At 69.7% G+C, this 11,435-nt stretch carries 11 protein-coding genes and 1 riboswitch; of the genes, 3 read left to right on the plus strand and 8 right to left on the minus strand.

Going from position 1 to position 11,435, the window contains the following annotated elements; all coding sequences use genetic code 11:
• Positions 1 to 30: 30 nt before the first annotated feature.
• The gene (locus tag AC27LF_RS17030; protein WP_376536688.1) at positions 31 to 270 is read right to left on the minus strand and encodes a hypothetical protein; all 240 of its coding nucleotides are present in this window, start codon (positions 268 to 270) and stop codon (positions 31 to 33) included.
• A 155-nt stretch (positions 271 to 425) separates the two neighbouring features.
• Here AC27LF_RS17030 and AC27LF_RS17035 point away from each other — a divergent pair, with 155 nt between their 5' ends.
• The gene (locus AC27LF_RS17035) at positions 426 to 1,169 is read left to right on the plus strand and encodes a rhomboid family intramembrane serine protease (protein WP_479661674.1); all 744 of its coding nucleotides are present in this window, start codon (positions 426 to 428) and stop codon (positions 1,167 to 1,169) included.
• On the plus strand, positions 1,166 to 1,447 hold the full coding sequence (locus AC27LF_RS17040; RefSeq protein WP_479661673.1) for an Lrp/AsnC family transcriptional regulator: 282 nt from the start codon (positions 1,166 to 1,168) through the stop codon (positions 1,445 to 1,447). Before AC27LF_RS17035 ends, AC27LF_RS17040 begins: the two co-directional genes overlap by 4 nt.
• A gap of 446 nt (positions 1,448 to 1,893) precedes the next feature.
• Here AC27LF_RS17040 and AC27LF_RS17045 read toward each other — a convergent pair whose 3' ends face one another.
• The 6 genes from AC27LF_RS17045 to ctaE form a co-directional block, all read right to left on the minus strand.
• A complete protein-coding gene (locus tag AC27LF_RS17045; protein ID WP_479661672.1) occupies positions 1,894 to 3,255 on the minus strand; it encodes an aminotransferase class V-fold PLP-dependent enzyme in 1,362 nt (453 codons plus the stop codon).
• A 193-nt stretch (positions 3,256 to 3,448) separates the two neighbouring features.
• A riboswitch (SAM riboswitch) is annotated at positions 3,449 to 3,565 on the minus strand.
• An 88-nt stretch (positions 3,566 to 3,653) separates the two neighbouring features.
• Positions 3,654 to 4,718, minus strand: coding sequence for an anthranilate phosphoribosyltransferase (gene trpD / locus AC27LF_RS17050; protein ID WP_479661671.1), 1,065 nt, complete (start codon positions 4,716 to 4,718; stop codon positions 3,654 to 3,656).
• Positions 4,719 to 4,846: 128 nt separating this feature from the next.
• Positions 4,847 to 6,484, minus strand: a complete 1,638-nt coding sequence (gene qcrB, locus AC27LF_RS17055; RefSeq protein WP_479661670.1) for a cytochrome bc1 complex cytochrome b subunit — start codon at positions 6,482 to 6,484, stop codon at positions 4,847 to 4,849.
• The gene (gene qcrA / locus AC27LF_RS17060) at positions 6,481 to 7,530 is read right to left on the minus strand and encodes a cytochrome bc1 complex Rieske iron-sulfur subunit (protein ID WP_479661669.1); all 1,050 of its coding nucleotides are present in this window, start codon (positions 7,528 to 7,530) and stop codon (positions 6,481 to 6,483) included. Before qcrA ends, qcrB begins: the two co-directional genes overlap by 4 nt.
• A complete protein-coding gene (gene qcrC / locus AC27LF_RS17065) occupies positions 7,527 to 8,339 on the minus strand; it encodes a cytochrome bc1 complex diheme cytochrome c subunit (protein ID WP_479661668.1) in 813 nt (270 codons plus the stop codon). Before qcrC ends, qcrA begins: the two co-directional genes overlap by 4 nt.
• A gap of 75 nt (positions 8,340 to 8,414) precedes the next feature.
• A complete protein-coding gene (ctaE, locus tag AC27LF_RS17070; RefSeq protein WP_388715269.1) occupies positions 8,415 to 9,035 on the minus strand; it encodes an aa3-type cytochrome oxidase subunit III in 621 nt (206 codons plus the stop codon).
• 145 nt (positions 9,036 to 9,180) lie between these two features.
• Here ctaE and AC27LF_RS17075 point away from each other — a divergent pair, with 145 nt between their 5' ends.
• Entirely contained in the window at positions 9,181 to 9,582 is a 402-nt protein-coding gene (locus AC27LF_RS17075) for a response regulator (RefSeq protein ID WP_479661667.1), read from the plus strand.
• 475 nt (positions 9,583 to 10,057) lie between these two features.
• On the opposite strand, the gene AC27LF_RS17080 is transcribed toward AC27LF_RS17075, so the two are convergent.
• The gene (locus AC27LF_RS17080; RefSeq protein ID WP_479661666.1) at positions 10,058 to 11,335 is read right to left on the minus strand and encodes a L,D-transpeptidase; all 1,278 of its coding nucleotides are present in this window, start codon (positions 11,333 to 11,335) and stop codon (positions 10,058 to 10,060) included.
• Between the last annotated feature and the right edge of the window lie 100 nt (positions 11,336 to 11,435).

An 11,435-nucleotide genomic window follows, 5' to 3' on the forward strand; every position in this document is an offset into this window, starting at 1 on the left:
CCAATACCCGTGCGGGGCCGCCTCCTGCGCTCAGGAGTCGGCTCCCGGCCTGTCCACCAGTTCCACCTGGTCCACCGCGTTGCACCAGCGGCAGCGCACCGACTCGATGGTCTCACTGACCACCTCGCGCTCCTCGACCTTGGGCTCGCCTGCGAGGTCGAGATGGACGTACTCGACGACCTTCGAGGCGCGGGTCACGTCGAAACGGGTGAGATTGCCGCAGAGGGTGCAGCGCCATCGCGTCGTGGCGGTCGGCAGGGGAACCGGCATCGTGTCTGTTCGCTTCCTTCCAGTGTCCGTGACGCGCCGTCCGCCCGGCGCGTGTGGCTCGTAACCCTACGGCCTGGCGGGTACTCGTCGCCCGTTCGTCCGCGGCGGCGAGGCGATCTGTGCTACTGCGTGCCGTTACGTCATGCTCTGTGTTCATGATCAGCAACTGGAGCGCGACGGCCGGGCGGACCTTCAGGGCGGTCCGCGGCTCGTCGGCGCCGATGACGCACGTCCTGATCGCCCTGTGCTGCCTGATCTTCCTGATCGGGCCCGCGTCCGGGTTCAATCCGGCGTACGGCACCGGTGACGGGCTGCTGGCCGCGCAGCGGGCGTACTTCCGGCGCTGGGGCGTCGTGCCCGCGAACCTGTTCGACGGCCCGGCCGGGGAGGCGCTGACCCCCGCCACGGCGCTGTTCGTGCACGGCAGCTGGGTGCATCTGCTCGGCAACATGCTGTTCCTCTACGTCTTCGGGGTGATGACCGAGGAACGGATGGGCCGCGTGCGGTTCACCCTGTTCTACGTCGGCTGCGGCTATCTGGCGCTGATCGGCTACGCCGCCGCCAACGCCGCCTCCCAGCAGTCCCTGGTCGGCGCCTCCGGGGCGATCTCGGCGGTCCTCGGGGCGTTTCTGTTCCTGTTCCCCGGCGCTCGTGTCACCAGTCTCCTCCCCTTCCTGTTCTTCCTCCCGCTGCGCTTTCCCGCCTGGGTCGTGCTGCCGTTCTGGGCGGGGCTGCAATGGGTGGCGGCACGGCAGGCCACCCAAGGGCCCGGGGTGGCGTATCTCGCCCATCTGGTGGGCTTCTCGCTGGGCTTCGTCTTCGCCTGGGTGCGGTTCGGGCGTCGGGCTAGAGTGAAGGCCGCCCCAGCTCCGGCTCCCGAGGGAGAAAACCAGCCGTGATCACCGCGATCGTGCTCATCAAGACCAGCGTGGACCGGATTCCCGAGATCGCCGAGCAGATCGCTGCGCTGGACAATGTCAGCGAGGTCTTCTCCGTGACCGGTACCTACGATCTGATCGCCATGGTCCGGGTCGGGCGGCACGAGGAGCTGGCCGAGGTCATTCCCGGGCGTATCAGCAAGATTCGGGGGGTGGAGGCCACGGACACGCATGTGGCCTTCCGGACGTACTCCCAGCATGATCTGGAGGCGGCGTTCGCTATCGGGCTGGACAACTGAGCGCTCCGCTGGTCATGCCGCGATATGCCGTCGCTCGGCTGCGGCGCCGTCGTGGTTGAGCGCGCTCCCCCCTCCGGGGGCGGCTGACGGTCCTCGGCCGCGGCCACGTCGTGGCTGAGCGCGCCGTTCCCCGCGCCCCCTGCGGGGGCTACTGCCGACCCTCGACCGCGGCCACGTCGTGGTTGAGCGCGCCGTTCCCCGCGCCCCCCTGCGGGGGCGCCTGCCGGTCCTTGGCTGCGGGCACATCGTGGCTGGGCTCGCCCCCCTGCGGGGGCAATCGCCGACCCTCGACCGCGGCGCCGTCGTGGCTGAGCGCGCAGTTCCCCGCGCCCCCCTGCGGGGGCTACTGCCGACCCTCGACCGCGGCCACGTCGTGGTTGAGCGCGCCGTTCCCCGCGCCCCCCTGTGGGGGGCTGTTGCCGTGGGGTGGCGTGTTGGGGGTGGGGTCAGGGGGTGGGGACGCAGCGGCCGTTTTCGGTGTGGTAGTGCCACTGCGCGCCGTTCCGGACCAGTTGCTTCACGGCGGTCACGAAGCGGTCGACGTGTTCGTCGGGGGTGCCCGCGCCGAAGCTGACGCGGATCGCGTTGAGGGACTTCTCGCCGGGGGCGGCCTCCGGGGCGCCGCACTCGCCCTGGGACTGCGGGTCGCCGCCCAGGAGGGTGCGGACGAGGGGGTGGGCGCAGAAGAGCCCGTCGCGGACGCCGATGCCGTACTCGGCGGAGAGCGCCGCCGCGAAGTGGGAGCTGTTCCAGCCCTCGACCACGAAGGAGAGCACGCCCACCCGGGGGGCGTCCTCGCCGAAGAGGGAGAGGACGCGCACCTCGGGGACCTCGGCCAGGCCCGCACGGACCTTCTCGATCAGGTGCCGTTCGCGGGCGACCAGGGTGTCGAAGCCGGCCTCCGTGAGGGCCTTGCAGGCCGAGGCGACGGCGTAGGCGCCGATCACGTTCGGTGAGCCTGCCTCATGGCGGGCAGCCGTCTCGTGCCACTCCACGGCCACGCCGCCGTCCGCCCGGCGGGTGACCGTACGGCTCGCCCCGCCGCCCGCGAGGTACGGCTCGGCCGTGCGCAGCCAGTCGGCGCGTCCGGCGAGCACGCCGGACCCGAACGGCGCGTACAGCTTGTGCCCGGAGAAGGCGACCCAGTCGACGTCGAGGTCCCGCACCGACACCGGGTGGTGCGGGGCGAGCTGGGCGGCGTCGAGGACGATCCGGGCGCCGTGCGCATGCGCGGCGGCGGCCAGCTCGCGCACCGGCCAGAGCTCCCCGGTGACGTTGGAGGCGCCGGTGACGCAGACCAGGGCCGGACCGTGCCCGTCGCGGCCGGCCAGCGCCTTCTCAAGGGTCGCGACGGCCTGCGCGGGGGTGCGCGGCGCGTCGAGATAGCTGACCTCGGCGTCCTTCCAGGGCAGCAGCGAGGCGTGGTGCTCGGTCTCGAAGACGAAGACCTGACAGCCGGCCGGGAGCACGGCCGCCAGCAGGTTGAGCGAGTCGGTGGTGGAGCGGGTGAAGATCAACTGGTCGTCGGCGCGGCAGTCCAGGAACTCGGCGACGGTCGCGCGGGCGTTCTCGAACAGGTCGGTGGACAGCTGCGAGAGGTAGCCGGCGCCGCGGTGCACGCTGCCGTAGTAGGGGGCGTAGGCGGCCACGTCGTCCCAGACGCGCTGGAGGGCGGGGGCGCTGGCCGCGTAGTCGAGCGCGGCGTAGGTGACCTCGCCGCCGGTGACGAGCGGCACGGTGACATCACGGCCGAGGACGGGCAGCGGGGCACGGACGGACTGGTCGGAGGCAGCGGTGGAGACGGACATGGCACAACTCCCGTGAAAGCAGGCGGAATTCACCACGCGAGGGCACATCTGCGGCATCGGGCAGGGCTCGGCGTGGGGAGGGAAAAAGGGGTATGCGGAGGCGGGGCTCTGCGGCCCTATCGCATTCGCTTGCTCACGAGAGGCTCCCTCGACGACCAGGACCCCTGGGCTTGTCACTCAGCAGAGTGCGAGGGGTCCGCGCTTGCCGCAGACCTCGCTGCCTACGGCCTGGTCTTCACCCGGGGCACCCCGCCACGGACGGAGGGTTGCCGGACAGTCGGCCGGGGCCGAATGACTGTCGCTCATGACCTGCCGGATATCCTGCCACACGATCATCGATGCGCAAGGCGCGGTCCGGATCGTGGACCGCGCCCTGCGTCACATCGCCGTACGGGGCCTCAGGCGTGGCTTGCGGCGGCCCAGCGTGCGAGCGCTCGGCGGGCCGCGCCGGAGTCGATCGACTCGGCGGCCTTCGCCATGCCGTCCCGGATCTGCTCGGCCAGCGGCCCGCTCCCCGGCTCCAGGGCGACCAGGGCCGCCGCCGAGTTCAGCAGCACCGCGTCCCGCACCGGGCCCGTCTCGCCGTCCAGCAGCCGCCGGGCCACCCCGGCGTTGTAGGCGGGGTCGGCGCCGCGCAGCGCCGACACGGGGACCAGGTCGAGGCCGACCTCGCGCGGGTCGAAGACATCCTCGGTGACCTTGCCGTCGCGCACCACCCAGACCCGGGAGGTGGCGGTGGTCGTCAGCTCGTCCAGGCCGTCGTCCCCGCGGAAGACCAGCGCGGAGGAGCCGCGTTCGGCCAGCACCCCGGCGATGAGCCCGGCCATCCGGGTGTCGAAGCAGCCGATCGCGGAGGCGGTGACCCGGGCCGGGTTGGTGAGCGGTCCGAGGAGGTTGAACGAGGTGGGAATCCCGAGGTCCCGGCGGACGGCGCCGACGAACCGCATCGAGGGATGGAAGGTGGCCGCGAAGCAGAAGGTGATTCCGGCCTCCTCGACCACCCGCGCCACCCGTTCCGGCGTCAGATCCAGGTTGATGCCGAGCTGTTCCAGCACATCGGAGGATCCGCTCGCCGAGGAGGAGGCCCGGTTGCCGTGCTTGACGACCTTCGCACCGGTCCCGGCGAGCACGATGGCGGACATCGTGGAGATGTTGACCGTCTTGGCCCGGTCGCCGCCCGTACCGACGATGTCGACGGCCGGACCGGGGATGTGCAGCGGCTTGGCGTGCCGGTACATCGCCTCGACCAGGCCGGTGATCTCCTCGACCGTCTCGCCCTTGGCCCGCAGCGCCACCAGGAAGCCGGCGACCTGGGCGTCCGCGGCCTCTCCGGACATGATGCGGTCCATGGCCCAGGCCGTGTCACCGGCGCTCAGGTCCTGGCCGCCGAGCAGCGCGCTCAGCAGGTCGGGCCAGGAACGGCCCGCCGCGGTGTCGCCTCCAGCGGGGGTCACAGCGCTCATCAGCCGCTCCGGTCGTCGGTCGTCGTCAAGGACAGATCGGCTCCACCCTATCCATCCGGCGGATGCGCGAGGGGCCCCGTCCGAACACCGGACGGGGCCCCTCGCGCGTGGCGTGGCGTGCGCAGCGATCAGTGGTGGCCGTGGCCGCTCGTGATCTCCTTGTACTCCTCGACGGTGGGCTTCGGGATCTGGGCGTCCTCGCCGTAGTAGGCGTCGCTGAGCTTGGCGCGCAGCTTCTCGGACCCCTTCACCTTCCGCTCGACACCGTTCTCGTCGACCGTCGGACCGACCTGGGCCGGCTCGTACTGGTGGTGGGCCGTGAGGGTGTGCAGCTGCTCCTGGCTGAGCGGCTCGTGGACCTCGATGAACTCACCGTGCGGCAGGCGCTTGATGATGCCGGTCTCGCGGCCGTGCAGCACCTTCTCGCGGTCCCGGCGCTGCAGGCCGAGGCAGATCCGCTTGGTGGCGATGAACGCGATGACCGGTCCGGCGAAGAAGAAGATCCGGACGAACCAGGTGACGGCGTTGATCGACAGGTGCAGGTGCGTGGCCCACAGGTCGTTGCCGCCGCCGACCAGGGTGATCATGTAGACGGTGATCCAGGCGACACCGAACGCGGTCCGGGTCGGGGCGTTGCGCGGGCGGTCCAGGATGTGGTGCTCGCGCTTGTCGCCGGTGATCCAGGACTCGATGAACGGGTAGACCGCGATCGCCGCCAGGACCAGCGGGAAGACGACCAGCGGGATGAAGACGCCCAGGACGAGCGTGTGACCCCAGAGGTTGATCTCCCAGCCCGGCATGAAGCGGATCAGACCCTCGGCGAAGCCCATGTACCAGTCGGGCTGGGCGCCGGTGGACACCTGGTCCGCGCGGTAGGGGCCGATGGCCCAGATCGGGTTGATCTGCGCGACGGCCGCGATGGCCGCGATGACACCGAAGACCAGGAAGAAGAAGCCTCCGGCCTTGGCCATGTAGACCGGCAGCAGCGGCATGCCGACGACGTTCTTCTCGGTCTTCCCGGGGCCCGCGAACTGCGTGTGCTTGTGGTAGAAGACCAGGATCAGGTGGCCCACCACCAGGCCGAGCATGATGCCCGGCAGCAGCAGGATGTGGACCGAGTAGAACCGGGCCACGAAGTCATGGCCGGGGAACTCGCCGCCGAAGAGGAAGAACGACAGGTACGTGCCGATGATCGGCACGGACAGGATCGCGCCCTCCATGAAGCGGACACCGGTGCCGGAGAGCAGGTCGTCCGGGAGCGAGTAACCGGTGAAACCGGTGAACATGCCGAGGACGAACAGCAGGAAGCCGAACAGCCAGTTGATCTCACGCGGCTTGCGGAACGCGCCGGTGAAGAACACGCGCATCATGTGCACGAACATGCCGGCGAGGAAGATCAGCGCGGCCCAGTGGTGGATCTGCCGGACCAGCAGACCACCGCGCACGTCGAAGGAGATGTGCAGGGTCGAGCTGAACGCCTCGGACATCAGCTGCCCCTGCAACGGGACGTACGAGCCGTGGTACTCCACCTCGTTCATCGACGGGTGGAAGAACAGCGTCAGATACACACCCGTGAGGATGATGATGATGAAGCTGTACAGGCAGACCTCGCCCAACATGAACGACCAGTGGTCGGGGAAGATCTTGCGCATGTTGGCCTTGGCCAGGGAGTAGATCCCGAGCCGGCCGTCGGCCCAGTCGGCGACGCGTTCGCCGGCCGGTGCCTTCCCGCGAGAGCGGGGCTCTTGGTTCGATGCAGTGCTCATCCGCGCTCCCAGAAAGCAGGACCGACGGGCTCCGCGAAGTCGCCGAGCGCCTGGAGGTAACCCTCGTCGCTCACGCCGATGCGCAGCTGCGGCAGGGCGTGACCGGCGGGGCCGAAGATCACTCGGGCACCGTCGGAGAGGTCGAAGGTGGACTGGTGGCACGGGCAGAGCACGTGGTGCGTCTGCTGCTCGTACAGCGAGATCGGGCAGCCGACGTGGGTGCAGATCTTCGAGTAGGCCACGATGCCCTCGTGCGACCACTCAAGCTCGCGCTTGTCCTTGATGTTGTCCGGCTGGATCCGGACGATCATCAGGGCGGCCTTGGCGATCTCGGTCTGGAAGTTCTCGTCGTGCTCCTCCAGGCCCTCGGGCTTGGCGAAGGTCAGCGAGCCCACGGCGACGTCCGAGGGACGCAGCGGCTCGTTGGTGTTCATGTTGACGAGCAGCGTGCCGCTCTTCCACATCGTGTGGCGCAGCTTGCTCTCGGGCAGCGGGCCGAGGTCGCGCAGCAGCACGACACCGGAGAGCGGCACCAGGGTGAGCGCGCCGAACATCGTGTTGCGGATCAGCTTGCGGCGGCCGAGCGCGGACTCCTTGGCGCCCTGCTTGAAGTCCTCGTGCACCTTGGTGCGGACCTCGGGGGACGCCTCGATCGGGTGCCGCTCGTCGGCGATCTCCACGTCGGACATCAGGGTGCGGGCCCAGTGGACCGCGCCCGCGCCGATGCAGAACAGCGCCGCGCCGAGCGTCAGACCGAGCGCGAAGTTGAGCGCGCTGACGTGACCGATCGGGAAGACGAAGATCGACTTGTCGTGCGGGATCGCCACGTACGAGGCGATGAAGCCGACGGTGGCCAGCATCGACACCGTGAACAGCAGGGCGACGGCCCGCTCGGACCGCTTGGCGGCCCGCTCGTCGACGTCCTGGATGCGGTGCTCGTGCGGCGGCAGCCCCGGGTCGGCGAACGGGTCCTTCTCGTCCGCGACGCTCAGCGCGCCGGCCTGCTCGGCGGGCAGGTTCTCTTCTGGAATGTCTTGGCTACTCATGACCTCTTGGCCTTTGCGGTCCGAGCGGCGACCCAGACGGCGACCGCGACCAGTGCGCCCAGTCCGAAGATCCACGCGAACAGGCCCTCGCTGACCGGTCCGAGACCGCCCAGGGACAGGCCACCGGGGTTCTCGGTGTCGCTGCTGTTGACCGCGTTCAGGTACGCGATGATGTCCTTCTTGTTCTTCTCCGACAGTGTGGTGTCGGGGAAGGAGGGCATGTTCTGCGGGCCGGTCTGCATGGCCTCGTACATGTGCTTCGGGTCGACGCCTTCGAGGTTCGGCGCGAACTTGCCCTTGGTCAGCGCACCGCCCTTGCCGGTGAAGTTGTGGCACTGCGCGCAGTTGGTACGGAACAGATCACCGCCCTTGGCGATGTCCCCGCCCGCCGGGTCGTACTGCGCCTTCGTCGGCACCTCGGGACCGGCGCCCAGCGAGGCGATGTACGCCGCGAGCTGGTCGATCTCAGCCTGCGTGTAGATGTTCTTCTTGCTCGGGACCTGGGCGCCCTGGGAGGTCGCGGCCGGCATCCGGCCGGTGCCCACCTGGAAGTCCACGGCCGCTGCGCCCACACCCACGAGGCTCGGCCCGTCGGAGGAGCCCTGGCCACCGGTGCCGTGGCAGCTGGCGCAGCCGACCGAGTAGAGCTTCTTGCCCTCATCGATGGTCAGGGACTGGGCGGTCGTGTCGGCCTGCGCCTTGCTCGCGGGCGCGAACGCGGCGTACAGCCCCCCGGTGGCCGCCAGCGCGAAGAGTAGGACGACGACCGCCGCCAGCGGATGGCGTCGTCGTGCGGAGAGCTTTTTCACGGATTACCCCGGTGTCAGGATCTTCTGCGTCGATGCTTCTGTGGTGGATCGGTGGCCGTCGTCCGGCGCGCCGACTTACTTGATCAGGTAGATCGTGGCGAAGAGGCCGATCCAGACGACATCGACGAAGTGCCAGTAGTAGGACACGACGATGGCGGCGGTCGCCTGCTCGTGCGTGAACCTCTTCGCCGCGTAGGTGCGGCCGAGGACCAGCAGGAAGGCGATGAGACCGCCCGTCACGTGCAGGCCGTGGAAGCCGGTGGTCAGGTAGAACACGGAACCGTACGGGTCGGAGGACAGCGAGATGCCGTCCTTCTTCACCAGCTCCGTGTACTCGTAGATCTGACCGCCGATGAAGATCGCACCCATGATGAAGGTGACGATGAACCAGCCGCGGAGCTTCTTCACGTCACCGCGCTCGGCGGCGAACACGCCGAGCTGGCAGGTGAGCGAGGAGAGCACCAGGATCGTGGTGTTCGTCGCCGAGAAGGGCACGTTGAGGGCGTGCGCCATCGACTTCCAGTGGGTCGGTCCCGTCACCGATCGCAGGGTGAAGTACATCGCGAAGAGGGCCGCGAAGAACATCAGCTCGGAACTCAGCCAGATGATGGTTCCGACGCTGGTGAGGTTCGGCCGGTTGACCGACGGGTGCGCGTGCCCGGTTTCTACTGTCGTTGCTGTCGCCACGCCCGACATTATGTCGGTCGCTTATCCCGCCCTCACTCCCGGGGGTGCCGTTCGGAGTGTCCACCCCTGTCGTACCGGTGTTGACGTGGTGTTCATGGGAGTAGCATCCGGCCCAACGGCCCTGTCCGCACGACGCCGACGTCTCGGAGGAACAATGCAGCCGACCGCCACGGTGCTGGTCTACAGCGACGACTCCAACACCCGCGAGCAGGTACGGATGGCCACCGGGCGGCGGCCGGCCTCCGATGTGCCGCTGGTCGAGTTCGTGGAATGCGCTACTCCGGCCGCCGTCCTGCGCGAGCTGGACCGCGGTGGGATCGATGTCTGCGTGCTGGACGGTGAGGCCGTGCCGATGGGGGGCATGGGGGTCTGCCGGCAGATCAAGGACGAGGTGTTCCACTGTCCGCCGGTGCTGTTGCTGATGGGGCGGCCCCAGGACGCGTGGCTGGCCACCTGGAGCCGGGCCGACGCCGCGGTGACCCTGCCGGTGGAGCCGGTGGAGTTCGCGTCGGCGCTCGCTTCTTTGTTGCGGGCGAAGCGGCTCGCTCCGCTGTAAGGGCCGGATACGGCGTCCTGTGGGCCCCGGCTGCCGTCGTCACCCCATGCGCCGCCCTGCGGGGCCTGCGCGTCGTCGGGCGACCGCGGCTACGTGTCGCGCCCGCGCGGCGGCCCATTGATACAGCCCCGCGCCCCTACGGGGGCGCGGACCCCGTCGTGGCAGCGCGCCGACGGGCCCGTAGCGCCCCCGCCGGGGGCCTGCGCGTCGTCGGGCGGCTACGGCTGCGTCGTGGCTGGTCGCGCCCACGCGGCGGAGCCGCACATTGATACAGCCCCGCGCCCCTACGGGGCGCGGACCCCGTCATGACAGCGCGCCGACGGGCCCGTAGCGCCCCCGCCGGGGGCCTGCGCGTCGTCGGGCGACTGCGGCTGCGTCGTGGCTGGTCGCGCAGTTCCCCGCGCCCCTTCGGGGCGCGAGCTCCGCACCCCTTGAACTGGGGTGTTGCAACGACTCCTAGAACCCAAGGTGGGGGTTATAGGGGCTTGGGGTCCAGGCGGGGGGTGGGTTGTTGGTTTGAGTTGGGGGTGGTGCCGGAGGCCAGGGCGCTGCCGGTGCGCCACTTGGGCCAGTCGATGTTCCAGTCGCCGTAGCCGTTGTCGAACGGTTCCATCTGGTCACCGTTGGAGTTGATGACCTTGACGATGTCGCCGGGGCGGACGGTGTCGTAGAACCACTTGGCGTTGCCGGTGCTCATGCCGGTGCAGCCGTGGCTGACGTTGGCGGCACCCTGGGAGCCGACGGACCAGGGGGCGGCGTGGACGTACTCGCCGGACCAGGTGACCCGGGTCGCGTAGTACACCGGAAGGTCGTAGGAGTCCGAGGTGCCCTCGGCGATGCCGACGGTGGTGCCGCGCATCCGTACGAAGTACTCCTTCTCCAGCACCACCTTGACACCGTTGCGTGTCTCGAAGCCGGGCTTGCCGGTGGTGACCGGGATCTGATTGATCTCCTGGCCGTTCTTGTACACCGTCAGCGTGTGCGTGGCGGCGTCCGTCAGGGCCTCGACCCGGTCCCCCGTGGTGATCTTCAGGGGCTTCGCCTTGCCGCCCCGCAGCCGGTCGTCGATCCGGATGCCCTCCAGGTTGCTGTGCACCTGGATGGTGGCGTGGGCGGGCCAGTACTCCTCGGGGCGGTAGTGCAGCTGCTTGTCGTCCACCCAGTACCAGGAGCCCTTCACGGCGGGCGTGGACTCGACCCGGAGGGCGTTCTCCACGATGGCGCGCTGCGCCTTGTCCTTGACGGGCTCGTTCAGCTCGGCCGTGATGGGCTGGCCGACGCCGTACTCGCCCGCCTCGGGGCCGAAGGTGACGTCGAGGGTCTTCTTGGTGGTGGGCCGGCTGGTGTCGAAGGTGAGGGTCTTGCGGCCGGGCGCCCCGTCCGCGTTCTCCGTGCTGACCCGCACCGTGTAGTGGGCGTCGGCGGCGAGCGGGGAGGTGCTGTGCCAGCGGCTGCCGTCGGCCGCGAGTTCGCCCGCCACATAGCGGCCTGTCGCGTCCACGGCCGTGACGTCCGTGATGCGCCCCTCTCCGCTCTTGGCGGTCACCTCAAGGGGCTTGTCCGGGTCGGCCTTCTTCCCGGCGTCCTTGGGAGCGTTGAAAGAGATCTGGCCCGCCGCGTCGTACGGCTTGGCCGCCAGGGGGTCGTCGCCGTGCGAACCGCAGGAGATGGCGCCGGTACCGAGGGCGGTGACCAGCAGCGTGCAGCCGACGACGGTGCGGATGCGGGCTCGGGGGAACGCGGTCTGGCTCATGACCTCACGCTAGGAAGCCTCGTCAACACTGGCGCGCTGGGTGAGCCGTACGGGTGAATGTCCCCCGGAACAATGACGACGGGAGCCCGGCCCCCTTGCG

This window comes from Streptomyces diversicolor, assembly GCF_057537855.1.